The 19430-nt window shown below is 70.4% G+C and carries 3 protein-coding genes (1 of these 3 cut by a window edge); all 3 read left to right on the forward strand.

All coding sequences use genetic code 11. The features are described 5' to 3' along the window. Tightly spaced (each overlapping or abutting the next), the 3 genes in view from OV427_RS07290 to OV427_RS07300 form a layout consistent with a single transcriptional unit that may run on beyond the window. Positions 1 to 15529, forward strand: partial view of a non-ribosomal peptide synthetase gene (locus OV427_RS07290; protein WP_267855381.1) — the final stretch only. Its footprint begins 32039 nt before the window's first position; the window shows 15529 of its 47568 coding nt (coding positions 32040–47568); the start codon falls outside the window, past its left edge; its stop codon occupies positions 15527 to 15529. After that, on the forward strand, positions 15526 to 16962 hold the full coding sequence (locus OV427_RS07295) for an MFS transporter (protein ID WP_267855382.1): 1437 nt from the start codon (positions 15526 to 15528) through the stop codon (positions 16960 to 16962). The genes OV427_RS07290 and OV427_RS07295 overlap by 4 nt, the downstream gene beginning before the upstream one ends. Beyond that, entirely contained in the window at positions 16959 to 19394 is a 2436-nt protein-coding gene (locus OV427_RS07300) for a penicillin acylase family protein (protein WP_267855383.1), read from the forward strand. The genes OV427_RS07295 and OV427_RS07300 overlap by 4 nt, the downstream gene beginning before the upstream one ends. Positions 19395 to 19430: the final 36 nt, after the last annotated feature.

A 19430-nucleotide genomic window follows, 5' to 3' on the forward strand; every position in this document is an offset into this window, starting at 1 on the left:
CGGAGGGCTCGAGTACAACGCCGACCTCTTCGACGAGGCGACGGCGCGGCGCATGGGCAGCCACCTGGTGCGGCTGCTGGAGTCGGCCGTGGCCGATGCGGGTCAGCCCATCTCCCGCCTGAAGCTGCTCGGCGAGGACGAGCGGCGCCAACTCGTGGAGGAGTTCAACGACACCTCGCGCGAGCAACACACGCCCGTGCTGGTGCATCGCCCGGTGGAGGCCCAGGCCCGGCGTACGCCGCATGCCATCGCCGTCAGCGACGGCACGCGCTCGCTCACCTACGCGGAACTGGACGCGCGCGCCAACCAGCTCGCGCACCACCTGGTGGAGCTGGGCGTACCCGCCGGAGGCACGGTGGGCATCTGCGTGGACAAGAGCCTGGACATGGCCGTCGCCGTGCTCGCCACGCACAAGGCCGGCGCCGCGTACCTGCCGCTGGACCCCACCTACCCCGCCGACCGGCTCGCCTTCATGCTGGACGACGCGAAGGCCCCGGTCGTCCTCACGCAGTCGCACCTGCTCTCCGCGGTGCCGGCCAACACGGGCGCGCTCCGAGTGTGCGTGGACACCGAAGCAGAGGCGATCTCGCGCCGGCCAACGTTTGCGCCGGACCGCGACGTGTCGCCGGAGTCCAACTGCTACTTCATCTACACGTCGGGCAGCACGGGCCGGCCCAAGGGCATCGTCATGCCCCACCGGGCGATCAGCTACATGCTGCTGTGGCAGAACCGGCAGTCCGTCCACCCGGCGGGCGTCACGCTGCAGTTCGCCTCGCTCAACTTCGACGTGTCCGTCCAGGAGCTTTTCAGCACCTGGTGGATGGGCGGCACGGTGCTGCTGCCCACGGGCGGCCTGCGCCAGGACATCCCCGCGCTGCTGGCGTTCATGGACCGGCACGCGGTGGAACGACTGTTCCTTCCGTTCGTCGCGCTCCAGGCCATGGCGGACGCCGTCTCGCACGGGGCCGTGCTGCCGCGCGCGCTCATCGAGGTGGTGACGGCGGGAGAGCAGCTCCAGGTGACGCCGGCCCTGGTGGCCTTCTTCGAGAAGCTGCCCGGGTGCGTGCTGGAGAATCAGTACGGTCCGTCGGAGGCGCACGTCGTCTCCGCGTACCGGCTGGAGGGGCCGCCGTCCACGTGGCCGCGGCTGCCGTGCATCGGCACGACGCTGGCGCACACGCAGCTCTACGTGTTGGACATGCATGGGCAGCCCTGCCCGGTGGGAGTGCCCGGTGAGCTGTTCGTCGGCGGCTCGCACCTGGCGCACGGCTACCTGGACCGCCCTGACCTGACGGCGAAGGCCTTCGTGCCGAACCCGTTCAGCGCCGAGCCCGGCGCGCGGCTGTACCGCACCGGCGACGCGGCGAAGTGGAGGGCGGACGGCGCACTGGACTTCCTCGGCCGCCTGGATGGACAGGTGAAGCTGCGCGGCTACCGCGTGGAGCTGGGCGAGGTGGAGTCCGTCCTGCGCGCCGCGGCTGGCGTGCGCGACGCGGCCGTCGTGGTGCGCGAGGTGGCGGGCGACAAGCGATTGGTGGCCTACGTGGTCCCCACGGGCCCGGTGGAAGCCGAGAGCCTGCGCGGCTTCCTCCAGCAGCGGCTGCCCGAGTACATGGTGCCCTCCGCTTTCGTCATGCTGGAGGTGCTGCCGCTGACGCCCAGCGGGAAGCTGGCGCGCAACCTGCTCCCCGCGCCCGACGCGGAGAGCCTGCGTGGCGATGCGCCCTTCACCGCCCCGCGCAATCCGATGGAGGAGAAGCTCGCGGAGCTGTTCTCCACCATCCTCCGCCTGCCCCAGGTGAGCGTCACCGACAGCTTCTTCGAGCTGGGCGGTCACTCACTACTGGCCACGCAGGTCATCTCGCGCATCCGCTCGGTGCTCGGAGTGGAGCTGCCGCTGCGCGCCCTCTTCGAGGCGCCCACCGTGGCCGCCCTCGCCACCCGTATCGAGTCCGCACGGCAGTCCGCCACTGGCACCCAGGCGCCCACCATCGTCCCCGTGCCTCGCACCGGGCCGCTGCCGCTTTCCTTCGCCCAGCAGCGCCTGTGGTTCATCGACCAGCTCCAGCCCGGCAGTGCCTCCTACAACATGCCCACCTTCGTGCGCATGGAGGGGGTGCTCGACGTCGAAGCCCTGCGCCGCGGCTTCGAGGCCCTCGTGCACCGTCATGAGGCCCTGCGCACCACCTTCACCCAGCAGGAGGGACAGCCCCTTCAGCTCATCACCCCTCTCGGTGAGCTGCCCCTGGACGTGACGGACCTCAGTGGCCTGGAGCCCTCCGCCGCCCGCGCCGAGCTGGAGCGCCGCCTGCGCGAGGAGCTGCTGACGCCCTTCGACCTCTCCACAGGCCCGCTGATGCGCGCCCGGCTGCTGAAGCTGGGGCCCACGGACCACGTGCTCGCCCTCAACATGCACCACATCGTCTCCGACGGTTGGTCCATGGGCGTGCTGGTGCGTGAAGTCGCTGCCCTCTACGACGCCTTCTCGCAGGGCCGGCCCTCGCCCCTGCCGCCGCTGTCACTCCAGTACGCGGACTACGCCGTCTGGCAGCGCCAGTGGCTCCAGGGCGAGGTGCTCGATGAGCAGCTCGGTTACTGGAAGCAGCACCTCTCCGGCGCCGCCACGCTGGAGCTGCCCACCGACAAGCCCCGTCCGCCCGTGCAGACCTTCCGTGGCGCGCACGTACCCCTGGCGCTGTCGAAGGCCGCGTCCGAGCAGCTCAATGCGCTGTGCCAACAGGAGGGCGCCACGCCCTTCATGGCCCTGACGGCCGCGTTCCAGGTGCTGCTATCCCGTTACTCGGGCCAGCAGGACATCTCCGTCGGCTCGCCCATCGCCGGGCGCAACCGGGGTGAGTTGGAAGGGCTCATCGGCTTCTTCGTCAACACGCTCGTGCTGCGGACGCAGCTGGATGCTCGCCACTCCTTCCGCGACGTGCTGCGACAGGTCAAGGAAGCGGCCCTGGGCGCCTATGCGCACCAGGACGTGCCCTTCGAGCGACTGGTGGAGGAGCTGCAGCGGACTCGCGACATGAGCCGCAGCCCGCTGTTCCAGGTGTTCATCGCCCTGCAGAACACGCCCATGCCCCAGGGGCCGGCCCAGAAGATGGCCCTGACTCTGCGCCCGCTGGAGATGGTGGAGAATCCCACCATCAAGTTCGAGCTCCAGCTCAACCTGTCGGAGACCCCTGACGGCTACCAGGGCTCGCTGGGCTACAACACCGACCTGTTCGAGAGCACGACGGCCCAGCGGATGGCCGAGCACTTCCGGGTGCTGATGGAGGCCCTCGTCAGCCGGTCCGAGACGCCCCTGTCGTCCCTGTCCATGCTGACGCAGGCGGAGCGCCAGCAGGTGCTGGTGGAGTGGAACGCCACCGCCTCCGAGTACCCGCGCGGCTCCACCCTGCCCGAGGTCTTCTCGCAAGTCGTAGCCCGGTACGCGGACAAGGTCGCCGTCGAGTTCAGTGACTCGAAGCTCACCTACCGGCAGTTGGACGAGCGGGCGAATCAGTTCGCCTGGCATCTGCGTGGCCTGGGCGTTTCCACCGACTCCCGCGTGGCCATTGCCCTGGACCGCTCGCTGGAGCTGATTGTCTCCCTCGTCGCCATCCTCAAGGCTGGCGGCGCCTACGTCCCGTTGGACCCGTCGTATCCGCGCGAGCGCCTCGCCGCCATGGTGGAGGACTCGCGTCCCACCGTGCTCATCACCTCGAATGAGCTGAGGGCGAAGCTGCCCACCGAGGGCCTGGCCACCGTGGTGTTGGGAGAGGTGTCCCTGGAGGCACAGCCGACTTCGGCGCCTCCGATGGCCGCGCTGCCCCAGAGCCTGGCGTACATCGACTTCACCTCCGGCTCCACGGGCCGCCCGAAGGGCGTTGGCACTCCACAGGCCGCTGTCCTGCGCACCGTCTTCGGCAACGACTACGCGCACCTCGGTCCGGATGAGACCTTCCTCCTCATCGCGCCTGTCTCCTTCGATGCATCCACCCTGGAGCTGTGGGGGCCGCTGCTCCATGGCGCACGGCTCGTCGTCTTCCCACCGCACTCACCTTCTGACCTGAAGGAACTGGAGTCGGTGCTGCTGAAGCACGGCGTGACGACGCTGCACCTCACCGCCGGCCTCTTCACCCAGGTGGTGGACCACAACTTCTTCAGCCTGCGCTCCGTCCGTCAGGTGCTGACGGGCGGTGACGTGGTGAGCGCGCCGCACGTCCGCCGCGTGCTGGAAGAGCTGCGCATCCCCGTCACCGCCTGCTACGGCCCCACGGAGACCACGCTCTTCGCCTCCACCCACCGCATGACGGACGTCGAGCAGGTCGGCACCTCCGTGCCCATCGGCAAGCCCATCGGGAACACTCGCGTGTATCTGGTGGACGCGTCCGGTCAGCCCGTGCCCGTCGGCGTGGTGGGTGAGCTGCTCATCGGCGGCGACGGCGTGGCCCGGGGCTACGTGGAGCAGCCCGCCCTCACCGCCGAGCGCTTCGTACCGGACTCCTTCTCCGGTGTCCCGGGTGCTCGCCTCTACCGCACTGGCGACCTGGCCCGCTGGCGCACGGATGGCGTGCTCGAGTTCCTCGGCCGCGCCGACGCCCAGGTGAAGGTGCGCGGCTACCGCATCGAGCTCGCAGAAGTCGAAGCCGCCCTGCTCGCCTTCCCCGACGTCGGTCAGGCCGTGGCCCTCGTGCGCGAGGACGTCCCCGGAGACAAGCGCCTCGTCGGCTACCTCGCCGCTCCCGAGTCCCTCGACATGGCCGCGCTGCGTGCCGCGCTCAAGCAGCGGCTGCCCGAGTACATGGTGCCCTCCGCCCTCGTGCGCCTGGACTCCCTGCCCCTCACTTCCAACGCCAAGGTCGACCGCAAGGCCCTGCCCGCTCCCGACTCCGCGCTGATGTCCAAGGCGGAGTCCTTCGTCGCGCCTCGCAACCCCACCGAGGAGCAGCTCGCCGCGCTCTGGACCCAGGTGCTCCGCGTGCAGCGCATCGGCGTCCACGACAACTTCTTCGAGCTCGGCGGCCATTCGCTGGTGGCCACGCAGGTCATCTCCCGCATCCGCTCGACGTTCGAAGTGGAGCTGCCGCTACGCGCCCTCTTCGAGGCGCCCACCGTGGCCGCCCTCGCCTCCCGCATCGAGTCCGCACGGCAGTCCGCCACTGGCACCCAGGCGCCCGCCATCGTCCCCGTGCCCCGCACCGGGCCGCTGCCCCTCTCCTTCGCTCAGCAGCGCCTGTGGTTCATCGACCAGCTCCAGCCCGGCAGTGCCTCCTACAACATGCCCACCTTCGTGCGCATGGACGGGCCTCTCGACGTCGAAGCCCTGCGCCGCGGCTTCGAGGCCCTCGTGCACCGGCATGAGGCCCTGCGCACCACCTTCACCCAGCAGGAGGGCCAACCCCTTCAGCTCATCGCTCCTCTCGGTGAGCTGCCCCTGGACGCGACGGACCTCAGTGGCCTGGAGCCTTCCGCCGCCCGCGCCGAGCTGGAGCGCCGCCTGCGCGAGGAGTTGCTGACGCCCTTCAACCTCTCCACCGGCCCGCTGATGCGCGCCCGGCTGCTGAAGCTGGGGCCCACGGACCACGTGCTCGCCCTCAACATGCACCACATCGTCTCCGACGGTTGGTCCATGGGCGTGCTGGTGCGCGAAGTCTCTGCCCTCTACGAAGCCTTCTCCCAGGGCCGTCCTTCGCCCCTGCCGCCGCTGCCGCTCCAATACGCGGACTACGCCGTGTGGCAGCGCGAGTGGCTCCAGGGCGCGGTGCTCGACGAGCAACTCGGCTGGTGGCGCAAGCAGCTCTCCGGCCTCTCGACGTTGGAGCTGCCCACCAACAAGCCGCGTCCGCCCGTGCAGACCTTCCGTGGTGCGCACGTGCCGGTGGCGTTGTCCCGGGCCGCGTCCGAGCAGCTCAATGCGCTGTGCCAACAGGAGGGCGCCACGCCCTTCATGGCCCTGCTCGCTGCGTTCCAGGTGCTGCTGTCCCGTTACTCCGGCCAACCGGACGTCACCGTCGGCTCTCCCATCGCGGGCCGTCAGCGTGGAGAGCTGGAGGGCCTCATCGGCTTCTTCATCAACACGCTGGTGATGCGGGCCCAGGTGGATGACCGGTCCTCGTTCCTGCACCTGCTACGCCGGGTGAAGGAGACGGCGCTGGGTGCGTACGCCCACCAGGACGTGCCTTTCGAGCGGCTGGTGGAAGAGCTCCAGCCTGCTCGCGACATGAGTCGCAGCCCGCTGTTCCAGGTCCTCTTCGCCCTGCAGAACGCGCCCACGGCCGCGTCGATGCAAGGCCCGGAGCAGGCCCGGAAGCCGGCACTGGCGCTGCGCCCGCTGGACGAGGTGAACAACCCCACGGTCCGCTTCGAGCTGGAGCTGAGCCTGTCCGAGACGTCGGAAGGCTTCCAGGGCCCCCTGCGCTACAACACCGACCTGTTCGAGCCCGCCACCGCCGCGCGCATGGCGGAGCACTTCCAGATTCTGGTGGAGGCGCTCGTCACCCGGCCGAGCGCGCCCCTGGCCTCCCTGTCCATGCTCACCGAGGCGGAGCGCCGGCAGGTGCTGGTGCAGTGGAACGCCACCGCCTCCGAATACCCGCGCGGCTCCACCCTGCCCGAGGTCTTCTCGCAGGTCGTAGCCCGGTACGCGGACAAGGTCGCCGTCGAGTTCGGTGAGGAGAAGCTCACCTACCGGCAGTTGGACGCGCGTGCGAACCAGCTTGCGCACCATCTGCGTGGCCTGGGCGTGTCCACCGACTCGCGCGTGGCCATTGCCCTGGACCGCTCGCTGGAACTGATTGTTTCCCTCGTCGCCATCCTCAAGGCTGGCGGCGCCTACGTCCCGCTCGACCCCTCGTATCCGCGCGAGCGCCTCGCCGCCATGGTGGAGGACTCGCGCCCGCGCGTGCTCGTCACCTCGCGCGAGCTGCTCCCGAAGCTGCCCACGAAGGGGCTCGTCACTCTGGTGATGGAGGACGTGCCCGTGGAAGCGCAGACCGTGCACGCGCCGCCTTCCACGGCACGCCCCGAGAGCCTGGCGTACATCGACTTCACCTCCGGCTCCACGGGCCGGCCCAAGGGCGTCGGTACTCCGCAGGCCGCCGTGCTGCGCACCCTCTTCGGCAACGACTACGCGCACCTCGGCCCGGATGAGACCTTCCTCCTCATCGCGCCTGTCTCCTTCGATGCCTCCACCCTGGAGCTGTGGGGTCCGCTGCTCCATGGCGCACGGCTCGTCGTCTTCCCGCCACACTCGCCTTCCGACCTGAAGGAACTGGAGGCCATCCTCACGAAGCATGGCGTGACGACGCTGCACCTCACCGCCGGCCTCTTCACCCAGGTGGTGGACAACAACTTCCCGGCCCTGCGCAACGTGAGGCAGTTGCTCACGGGTGGTGACGTGGTGAGCGCGCCGCATGTCCGCCGCGTGCTGGAAGAGCTGCGCATCCCCGTCACCGCCTGCTACGGCCCCACGGAAACCACGCTCTTCGCCTCCACCCACCGCATGACGTCGGTGGAGCACGTGGGCTCCTCCGTGCCCATCGGCCGTCCCATCGGCAATACGCAGGTGTACGTGCTGGATGCGCACGGCCAGCCGGTGCCTGTTGGAGTCGTCGGTGAGCTGTTCATCGGCGGCGACGGCGTGGCCCGGGGCTACGTCGAGCAGCCCGCCCTCACCGCCGAGCGCTTCGTCCCGGACGCATTCTCCGGTGTCCCGGGGGCTCGCCTCTACCGTACAGGCGACCTGGCTCGTCGGAGGAATGATGGCGTGCTGGAGTTCCTCGGCCGCGCCGATGCCCAGGTGAAGGTGCGCGGCTACCGCATCGAGTTGGCCGAGGTCGAAGCCGCCCTGCTCGCCTTCCCCGACGTCGGTCAGGCCGTGGCCCTGGTGCGCGAGGACGCCCCCGGCGACAAGCGCCTCGTCGGCTACGTCGCCGCTCCCGAGTCCCTCGACACCGCCGCGCTGCGTGCGGCGCTCAAGGAGCGACTGCCCGAGTACATGGTGCCCTCCGCCCTCGTGCGTCTGGACACCCTGCCCCTCACCGCCAACGCCAAGGTCGACCGCAAGGCCCTGCCCGCTCCGGACGCCATCCAGGGCTCGCCCACCGAAGCCTTCGTCGCACCGCGGACTCCCGTTGAAGAGAAGCTCGCGGAGCTGTTCGCGGCCGTCCTGCGCGTGCCCCGGGTGAGCATCACCGGCAGCTTCTTCGAGCTGGGCGGCCACTCCCTGCTCGCCACGCAGGTCATCTCCCGCATCCGCTCCGAGCTCGGCGTGGAGCTGCCCCTGCGCACCCTCTTCGAGGCGTCCACCGTCGCCGCCCTCGCCGAGCGCATCGAGTCCATGCGCCTGGCGGGAGGCTCTCTCCAGGCGCCCGCCCTCGTGCGCCGGGGTTCCTCCGACGCACTGCCGCTCTCCTTCGCTCAGCAGCGCCTGTGGTTCATCGACCAGCTCCAGCCCGGTAGCTCCGCCTACAACATGCCCTCGCCGGTGCGCCTCACCGGCACGCTGGACGTTGCGGCTCTGGAGCGCAGCCTGGGCGCGCTCGTCGAGCGTCACGAGTCACTGCGCACCACCTTCGCCGCCAGCAATGGCGAGCCCGTGCAGGTCATCCACCCCGTCACGGACTTCCAGCTGCCCGTGGTGGACCTGGGCGCGCTGCCCACCGAGCAGCGCGAGGCCGAGGCCCGGCGTCTGGCCACCGAGGACGGCGTCCGCCCGTTCGACCTCTCCCGGGGGCCGCTCTTCCGTGCCTCGCTGCTGAGGCTTGCGCCCGAGGAGCATGTGCTGCTCCTCAACCTGCACCACATCGTCTCCGACGGCTGGTCGCTCAGCGTGCTCGTGCGCGAGCTGGCAGCCCTGTACCAGGCCCACGCATCGGGTCAGCCACCACGCCTCGCGCCGCTGCCGTTGCAGTACGCCGACTACGCGGTGTGGCAGCGCAACTGGCTGAGTGGCGAGGTGCTGGAGGCGCAGCTCGGCTACTGGAAGCAGCAGCTCGGTAGCGCCCCGAAGGCGCTGGAGCTACCCACCGACAGGCCCCGCCCGCCCGTCCAGACGTTCCACGGGGAGACGCACCCCTTCGCGCTCCCCGCGGGGCTGGGGCAGCAACTGGAGGCGCTCGCCCGTCAGCACAACGCCACCCTCTTCATGGTGTTGCTCGCCAGCTGGCAGACGCTGCTCTCCCGGTACTCGGGACAGGACGACGTCGTCGTCGGCTCGCCCATCGCTGGCCGCAACCGCACGGAGACGGAGGGCCTCATCGGATTCTTCGTCAACTCACTCGCCCTGCGCGCCCACGTGACTGACGAGGACACCTTCGCGTCCCTGCTGGGACGGGTGCGTGAGTCCACGCTGGGCGCGTTTGCCCACCAGGAGGTGCCCTTCGAGAAGCTGGTGGAAGTGCTCCAGCACGAGCGCGACCTGAGCCGCTCGCCGCTCTTCCAGGTCATGTTCTCGCTGCAGAACCTGCCTGCCTCCTCCATCTCCCTGCCGGGGCTGAAGCTGTCCACCGTGGAGGCGCCCACCCATGTCGCCAAGTTCGAGCTGACGCTGACGATGACGCCGGGCCCACAGGGGCTGTACGGCTCGCTGAACTACAACACCGACCTGTTCGACGCCTCCACCGTCGCGCGCATGGCGGGCCACCTCCACACCCTGTTGGAGGCCATCGCCACCAACCCACGCCAGCGCCTGTCCGGCATCCAGTTGATGCGCGAGGACGAGCGCCGCCAGGTCATCGAGCAGTGGAACGACACGTCCGCTCCCTTCGCGGACGGCGCCCGCTTCCACGAGCAGTTCGAAGCCCAGGTGCTGCGCACGCCCGACGCGGAGGCCCTCCGCTTCGGCGAGCGCACCCTGAGCTACCGCGAGCTGGATGCGCGGGCCAACCAGCTTGCCCATGAACTGCGCGCCAGGGGCGTGCGCTCCGAAATGCGCGTAGCGCTGTGCGTGGAGCGTTCGTTCGATGTGGTGGTGGGGCTGCTCGGCGTGCTCAAGGCCGGCGGTGCCTACGTGCCCATGGACCCGGCCTACCCCCGCGAGCGCCTGGACTTCATGCTCCAGGACTGCGGCGCGTCGGTGCTCCTCACCCACTCGCACCTGACAGACACGCTGCCCTCCTTCTCGGGCGACGTGCTGACGCTCGACACCGCCGAGTCCTTCCTCTCGCGCCGCCCGGTCTCCGCGCCGGCGCGCGTCGGCACGGCGGACGACCTGGCGTACGTCATCTACACCTCGGGCAGCACCGGTCGCCCCAAGGGCGTCATGGTGAGCCACCGCGGCGTGCCCAACCTCGCGGCGGACATCGCCCGCGTCACGGGCCTGCGTGCGGGCCAGCGCGTGCTCCAGTTCGCGTCCTCCAGCTTCGACGCCTCCGTGTACGAGGTGACGCTGGCGCTGTTCCACGGCGCCACCCTGGTGATGGCGTCGCGCGAGGACGTGATGCCCGGTCAGCCCCTGGTGGACGTGTTGCGCGGCCAGGCCATCGACCAGGTGCTACTGCCGCCCTCGGTGTTGGCCATCCTGCCCACCCAGGGGCTCGAGACGCTGGGCACCATCCTCTCTGGCGGCGAGGCCTGCTCGGCCGAACTGGTGGAGAAGTGGGCTCCTGGCCGACGGTTCTTCAACGCGTATGGGCCCACCGAGACCACCGTCATCGCCAACCTGCACCTCTGCGTCCCGGACGGGCAGCGTCCGCCGCTGGGCCGAGGCCTCGCCAACACGCGGCTCTACGTGCTGGACCGGCATCTGCGCCCGGTGCCCATCGGCGTTGCCGGCGAGCTGTGCATCGGCGGCATGGGCGTGACGCGCGGCTACCTCGGCCGTCCCGAGCTGACCGCCGAGAAGTTCGTGCCCGACCCGTTCGCCACCGAGCCCGGTGGACGCCTCTACCGCACGGGAGACCTCGTGCGCTGGAGGGCGGACGGCACGATGGACTACGTCGGCCGTATCGACTTCCAGGTGAAGCTGCGCGGCTTCCGCATCGAACTGGGTGAAATCGAGGCCGTGCTGGCCTCGCACTCCGGCGTGCGGCAGGCGCTGGTGCTGGTGCGTGAGGACCGCCCCGGAGACAAGCGCCTGGCGGCGTACGTGGTCCCCGCCTCTGGCATGTCCGTGGACGTCGAGTCACTCCGGGCCACCGCCAGGCAGCGGCTGCCCGAGCACATGGTGCCCTCGGCCCTCGTGGCGCTGGAGGCGCTGCCACTCACGCCCAACGGCAAGGTGGACCGCAAGGCCCTGCCCGTGCCCGAGGCACCTGGCTCCACGTCGGAGCACGTCGCCCCGCGCACCCCCACCGAGGAGCTGCTCGCGGGCCTGTGGGCCCAGGTGCTGGGCCTGGAGCGCGTAGGCGCGGAGGCGCAGTTCTTCGAACTGGGCGGCCACTCGCTGCTGGCCACGCAGGTCATCTCCCGCATCCGCTCCACCTTCGGCGTGGAGCTGCCCCTGCGTGCCCTCTTCGAGGCGCCCGTCCTCTCCGCGCTCGCGAAGCGGGTGGACGCGGCGGTGCACTCGCGCACCGTCCAGGCGCCGCCCCTGGTGCCCGTGCCGCGCACCGGTGAGCTGCCGCTCTCCTTCGCTCAGCAGCGACTGTGGGTCATCGACCAGCTCGAGCCCGGCGGCTCCGCGTACAACATCCCCACTGCGCTGCGCATGCGCGGACCGCTGGACGTGGGCGCGCTGGAGAAGTCCTTCGCCTCGCTCACCGAGCGGCATGAGGCGCTGCGCACCACCTTCGGCGTCCATGACGGCGAGCCCGTGCAGGTCATCCACCCCGTGCCGCACTTCCCGCTGCCGGTGGTGGACCTGAGCGCACTGTCCGCCGAGGAGTGCGAGGCCGAGGCCCGCCGCCTGGCCGCGCAGGAGGCCCAGCGTCCCTTCGACCTGGCTCGCGGCCCCGTCTTCCGCGCCCTGCTGCTGCGCCTGGGCGCGCAGGACCACGTCCTCATCGGGACGATGCACCACATCGTCTCCGACGGCTGGTCCATGGGCGTGCTGGTGCGCGAGCTGACGGAGCTCTACGCGGCGCACTCCAGCGGCCGTGAGCCGCGGCTGAATCCCCTGCCGGTGCAGTACGCGGACTTCGCCGCATGGCAGCGCTCGTGGCTGCGGGGTGAGGCGCTGGAGAAGCAGCTTGGGTACTGGCGCGGGCAGCTCTCCGGTGCGGCGCCCGTGCTGGAGTTGCCCACCGACAAGCCTCGTCCCGCCGTCCAGTCCCACCGTGGCGCGTGGCTGCCCGTGCAGCTCTCCACGCCCGTCACCGAGGCGCTCCTGGCCCTGTGCCAGCGCGAGGGCACCACGCCCTTCATGGCCCTGCTCGCCCTCTGGCAGGTGTTGCTGGCCCGCTACTCGGGACAGGACGACATCTCCGTCGGCTCCCCCATCGCCGGCCGTACCCGCGCGGAGACAGAGGGCCTCATCGGCTTCTTCGTCAACACGCTCGTGCTGCGCACCCAGGTGGACCCGCGCGCCACCTTCGGCGAGCTGCTCGCGAAGGTGCGTGCCACCACGCTGGGCGCCTACGAGCACCAGGACGTGCCCTTCGAGAAGCTTGTCGAGGAACTGCGGCCCCAGCGCAGCCTGAGTCACTCGCCGCTGTTCCAGGTGATGCTCGTCCTGCAGAACGCTCCGACGGCCACCCTGGAGGTGAAGGGCGGTGCGCAGGACAGCAGCCCGCTGAGCGTGGAGTCCTTCGAGTCCGGTGCGCTGGCCACCAAGTTCGACCTGACGCTCTCGCTATCCCAGGGCCCCGAGGGCCTCGGGGGCACACTGAGCTACCGCACCGACCTGTTCGAGCAGGGCACCATCACCCGCATGGTGGAGCACTTCACCACGCTGGTGCAGGCCGCCGTGTCCGCGCCCGAGACGCACGTGGGTGAATTGTCCCTGCTGCCCGCTTCCGAGCGTCAGCAGGTGCTGGTGCGCTGGAATGACACGCGCCAGGAGGCCAGCTGGGAGGGCGCGCTGCACGAGCGCTTCGAGGACCAGGCCGTACGCACGCCGGATGCGATGGCTGTCCTCGATGACTCCGCTTCGCTGTCCTTCTCGCAGGTCAACCGCCGCGCCAATCAACTGGCGCAGGTCCTGCGCTCGCGCGGTGTCGGCCCCGAGGTGCGCGTCGCCCTCTGCATGGAGCGCGGCGTCGACATGGTGGTGGCTGTCCTCGCCGTCCTCAAGGCCGGTGGTGCCTACGTCCCCATGGACCCGGCATACCCGCGCGAGCGCCTGGCCTTCATGCTCCAGGACTGCGGCGCACGGCTCTCCCTCACCCAGCGCCACCTGAAGCCGCAGCTCGAAGGCGCTTCCGTGGAAGCGATGTCTCTGGACGACGCTTCCACCACGCTGTCGCTCTCGCGCGAGTCCGGGGCCAACCCGCCTCGCGTCACCTCGCCCGAGCACCTCGCCTACGTCATCTACACCTCCGGCTCCACCGGCCGCCCCAAGGGCGTCATGGTTCAGCACGCATCCGTGATGAACCTGCGCACCGCACTGGCCTCGGCTGTGTATGCCGGAGCCGAAGGCGCGCTGCGCGTCAGCCTCAACGCGCCTCTCGCCTTCGACGCCTCCGTGAAGCAACTCATCCAGGTGGCCGACGGCCATGCCCTCTGCGTCGTGCCCCAGGCCGCACGTGAGGACGTAGCGCTGCTCAAGGCGTGGGTGGAGAAGCACCAACTCGACGTCCTCGACTGCTCTCCCTCCCACCTGCGCCTGCTGCTGGAAGAGGGACTCGCTGCTTCGCGTCCGCTGCGCGTGCTCGTGGGCGGTGAGGCCGTGGACGAAGCGCTGTGGGCGAAGCTGTCCGCCCACCCCTTCATCCACTGCTTCAACGTCTACGGCCCCACCGAGTGCACCGTCGACACCACTGCCCGCGCCATTCGCGGCGCCTCCAGACCCACGCTGGGCGGCCCGCTGGCCAACGTGCAGGTCTACGTCCTCGACGAGCGCATGCAGCCTGTCCCCACCGGCGTCCCCGGGGAGCTCTTCATCGGCGGCGCGGGTGTCGCTCGTGGCTACCTCGGCAGGCCCGAGCTCTCCGCAGAGAAGTTCGTTTCGGACCCGTTCGGCGCAGTGGCCGGTGGCCGCCTCTACCGCACCGGCGACAAGGTGCGCTGGCTTGCCAACGGCGAGCTCGACTACCTGGGCCGCATCGACTTCCAGGTGAAGCTGCGCGGCTTCCGCATTGAATTGGGCGAAATCGAAGCCGCCCTGGAGCAGGAGCCCACCGTCAGTCGCGCCGTCGTGCTCTCCCGCGAGGACGTCCCCGGCAACCCGCGCCTCGTCGCCTACCTCGTCACGCCCGAGGGAGGCGCTCTCGATACGGCCGCGCTCCGCACCGCGCTGCTGCGCTCGCTGCCCGAGTACATGGTGCCTTCCGCCTTCGTCTTCCTGGCGGCACTGCCCCTCAACACCCACGGAAAGGTCGACCGCAAGGCCCTGCCCGCACCCGACGCCTCCACCACCAGCGCCGCCTACGTCGCCCCGCGCACTCCCACCGAGGAGGCCGTGGCCGCCGTCTGGGCCGAGGTGCTCCACGTCGAGAAGGTCGGCGCCACCGACGACTTCTTCTCCCTCGGCGGCCACTCCCTCCTCGCCGTGCGCCTCATGGCACGACTCCGCGAGCGCATCGGAGTCGCACTGCCCGTGTCGGCCCTCTTCCAGGGCGCCACCGTCGAGCGCCTCGCACGGCGGCTGGAGCAGCGCGACGACTCCCCCACCTCCAACCTCGTCCGCCTGGACGCAGGCACCGCCACCGGCCGTCCCCTCTTCCTCGTCCACGGCGGCGGCGGCAGCGTGCTGGGCTACACCGAGCTCGTCCGCCTGCTCGGCAGCAACAGGCCCATCTACGGCCTGTCCGCCTCCGGTATCGACGGAGGCGAGCTGTCTGCCGCCTCCATCGAAGTCCTCGCCCGCGACTACCTCGCCCAGCTCCGCGCCGTGCAGCCCCAGGGGCCCTACCTCCTGGGTGGCTGGTCCTTCGGTGGAATCGTCGCCTACGAGATGGCCCGGCTCCTCCAGCAGGCAGGCGAGCAGGTGGAGTTGCTCGCCCTCCTCGACAGCCTCGCCCCAGAGGTCCAACCTCGCCCCGAGCCGGACGCCCTCATGCAACTGGCCGGCTTCGGCCGGGTGCTCGGGCTGCCGTGGCAGGAGCTGCCTCTGGACGTGGAGCACCTGCGGCGGCTGGACGTCCGCGGCGCGCTGGCCTACGTGCTGGAGCTGGCGCGGCGCTCACCTTCGGGCGGGCCCGCGCTGGACCTCGACGCGGCCGAGCGCCTCTTCCGCGTGTATCAGCGGCTCAGCCACGCTCAGCGCACCTACGTGCCCGCGGGGGCCTACATGGGCCCGGCACTCCTCCTCCGGGCCGCCACGCCCCCGAGCGGGGCGCCTCGCACCCAGGACCTGGGCTGGAGTGCGTGGCTCGGCGGCACTCTCACGGTGTATGAAGTGCCGGGCGACCATTACACCCTGCTAACCGCGCCCAACGCCCCTCGTGTGGCGGAGCGGCTCGTCAAACACCTGGATTCTCTGGAGCGCGACGCCTCATGACACCCCAAGCCCCTCCTTCACCGGGCTACTCGATGCGGACCTTCGGAACGGTCTGGGTCGGGCAGTTCCTCTCCATGCTGGGCTCGTCGCTGACGTCGTTCGCGCTCGGGGCGTACGTCTACCAGACGTCCGGCTCTGTCACCGGCTTCGCCCTCGTCGGCTTCTTCAGCTCGCTGCCCCTGGTGCTGCTGTCGCCCCTGGCGGGCGTGCTCGCGGACCGGTGGGACCGGCGCAAGCTCATGCTCGTGGGCGACCTGGGCGCGGCCCTGGGCATCTTCCTCATCTGGGGCCTGTTCGCCGGCGAGAGCGCGGGGTGGTGGACCATCAAGGTCTGGTACTTCTACGGCCCGCTCCTGCTCGGCTCGGCCTTCTCCACGATGTGCTTTCCGGCATGGACCTCCACCGTGCCGCTGCTCGTCCCCCGCAAGCACCTGGGTCGCGCCAGCGGGATGACCGAGCTGAGCGCCGCCATCTCCCAGATTGCCGGCCCGCTCATCGCCAGCGCGCTGCTGGGTGCCATCGGCCTGCGCGGCATCCTCCTCGTGGATGCCATCTCCTACATCTTCGCCATCGGGGCGCTCATCGTCGTCCGCTTCCCCGTGCCGCCCCGCGGCGCCACGAAGCAGGCCGGTCAGCGCTCCCTGAAGGCGGACCTGGTGGAGGGCTGGCAGTTCATCCGTGAGCGCAGGGGCCTGTTCGGCCTGATGGTCTTCATCACCACCGGCGGCTTCGTCGTCAGCATGGTGATGCTGCTCATCAACCCGCTGGTGCTGGCCTTCACGGACATCGACCACCTGAAGTGGATTGCCTCCATCGCCGGCATGGGCGCGCTGGCGGGCGGCCTCATCACCAGCATCTGGGGCGGCCCCCAGCGCCGCATCCTCGGCATCGCGGGCTTCTCCCTCCTGGCCGCGCTCATCCTCCCGCTGGCGGCCCTGCCGCCCAGCGTGCCGCTCATCGCCGTGTCGGCCGCCATCTTCGTGTTCACCTTCCCGCTCACCTCGGCCTGCAACCAGTTCATCTGGCAGACCAAGGTGCCGCCCGAGCTGCAGGGGCGCGTCGCCGCCCTGCGCCGGGTGGTGTTCCAGGCCATGGGGCTGGCGGTGACCCTGTTGGGCGGCGTCCTGGCGGACCAGGTCTTCGAGCCGCTGATGGCCAGGGACGGCGCGCTCGCCTCCAGCGTCGGACAGGTGATTGGCACCGGCCAGGGCCGAGGCGTCGCGCTCATGTTCGTCATGCTCAGCGTGATGATGCTGACGAACGTCGTCGTGCTGTGGCTGTCGCCCCGCACGCGCAACGTGGAGTCCGAGCTGCCGGACGCCCTGCCCACCCAACCGCGTCATCCCCAAGTGCCCACGCCCATGCCCGCGGACCTCGCGGCTGACGTCGGGACCGCACCGCGCCTCGCCACCACTGGGAGCACCGAGACATGAGCACCTTCAACCGCTGGCTCCAGTTGCTTCGCAAGCTGCCCCCCGTGCTGGCCCTCGCCACGCCCGGCCTGGGCCCCTGGCTCGCCCGCCGCCGCTGGCCCCGCGCGCAGGGCGCGTTCCAGGTGGACGGGCTGCACGGCCCGGTGGAAATCATCCGCGACACCTGGGGCACCCCGCACATCTACGCGCAGGACGAGCATGACCTGTTCTTCGCCCAGGGCTACGTGCACGCGCAGGACCGGATGTGGCAGCTCGAGTTCGGCCGCCTCACCGGCAACGGCCTGCTGGGCTCCGTGCTCGGCCCCGCGGTCGTCCCCATGGACCACATCATGCGCACGCTGGGACTGCGCCGGATGGCGGAGAAGACGCTGCCCCAGGTGACGGCGGAGTCGCGCGCCATCCTGGACGCATACTGCGCGGGCGTGAATGCGCGCATCGCCAACGAGCCGCTGCCGCTGGAGTACACCATCCTGGGGACCACCCCGGCCCCGTGGACGCCGCTGGACACGCTGGTGCGCGGCAACCTGCTGTCGATGATGCTGGGCGGCAACCACCGGCTGGAAATCCTGCGGGCCCGGCTGGTGGCCGAGGCGGGCGAGGAAATCGCCGCGCTGCTGCTGCCCGTGCACGCGCCGCAGACGCCGCTCATCGTCCCCCCGGGGGCGATGTACAAGGGCCTGCGCGGCGTGAAGACGATGGAGGGGCTGGACGCCACGGACGCGGTGCTCGGCGACCCGAACATCGTCACCGGCAGCAACAACTGGGTGGTGCACGGCCAGCGCACCGCCAGCGGCAAGCCGCTGCTCGCCAACGACATCCACATGGGCCTGGGCATGCCGTCGCCCTGGTACGAGAACGGCCTGCACGGCGGCCGCTTCAACCACGTGGGCTTCTCGCTGCCGGGCGTGCCGCTGGTGGTCATCGGCCACAACGGCAAGGCCGCCTGGGGCATGTCCAACCTGGGACCGGACACCCAGGACTTCTACCTCGAGAAGCTGGACGACCCGAAGGCGCCCAAGCGCTACGAGTACCAGGGCACCTGGCATGACCTGGAGGTCATCCGCGAGGAGTTCCCCGTGCGCGGTGGCCCGAACGGGGCGGTGGTCATCCGCAGCACCCGGCACGGGCCGCTGCTCAACAAGGTGATGAGCCGCGCGCTCGGGGACTTCGAGCCGCTGGCGCTGCGGTGGGCCCACGCGGAGAGCCGGCCGCTCATCGACGCGCTGGTGAGCATGAACCTGGCGAAGAGCTGGGACGAGTTCCGCGCCGCCTGCAAGCTGTGGGAGAGCCCGGGGCAGAACTTCGTGTACGCGGACTCGGACGGCAACGTGGGCTACCAGTCCACGGGCCGCATCCCCATCCGCGCCCCGGGGCACCAGGGCACGGTGCCGGTGCCGGGCTGGACGGGCGAGTACGAGTGGCAGGGCTACATCCCCTTCGAGGACCTGCCCTCCTCGCTCAACCCGCCCGCGGGCTTCGCCGCCACGGCCAACAACAAGATTACGTCCGACGACTACCCGTACGTCATCGCCCACAACTGGTTCCCGGGCTACCGCGCCCGGCGGATTACGGACCTGCTGGAGGCGGGCACGAAGCACACGGTGGAGGACATGCGCCGCATCCAGGCGGAGACGTACTCCATCCCCGCCGAGCTGATGCGCCCGCACCTGCTGGCGATGAAGCCCGCGGACGACGCGCAGGCGAAGGCGCTGGCGGAGCTGGCCGCGTGGGACCTGCGCTTCGAGGTGGACCGCGTGGGCGCCACCGTCTTCCACGCCTGGTACATCCAGGTGCTGCGCGCCCTGCTGCGCCACAAGCTGGGGCCGAAGCTGGTGGAGCGCTACCTGGACAGCGACTACGAGCGGCACGGCAGCATGCACATGCCACTCGTCGTCGACTTGATGGGCAAGCCCGAGGACGCGTGGTGGGACGACCCGACGACGCCGGAGCGCGAGACGCGCGACGACATCCTCCGGCGCTCGCTCACGGCGGCGCTGCAGTGGCTGACCGAGCGCTTCGGCCCCGAGCTGAAGGGCTGGACCTGGGGCCGCGTCCACACGGTGACGTACCAGCACGTGGTGCTGGGCGGGCCGGGCAGCCCGAAGTCGCTGCGCAATGCCTTCAACACCCGGGCGCTGCCGGCGCGCGGGGATACCTACTCGGTGGACGGCGCCTCCTTCATCTGGAGCCGGCCCTTCGACGTGGTCCATGGCACCGCGCTGCGCGTGGTCATCGACCTGGGAGATTTGACGAAGTCAGTGGCCATTCACGCGCCCGGGCAGTCTGAGCACCTGGGCCACCCGCACCGTGATGACCTGATGGACATGAGTCAGAAGGTCGAGTGCCACCCGCTGCTGTACACGCGGGAGGCCGTGGAGTCGCAGGCGAAGAGCACGCTGACGCTCCAGCCCACGACGAAGCGCCTGGGATGAACCGATACCCCTGAGCCGTTTCGCCGTTGTTGCGCC

Source organism: Pyxidicoccus sp. MSG2, from assembly GCF_026626705.1.
GTDB lineage: Bacteria > Myxococcota > Myxococcia > Myxococcales > Myxococcaceae > Myxococcus.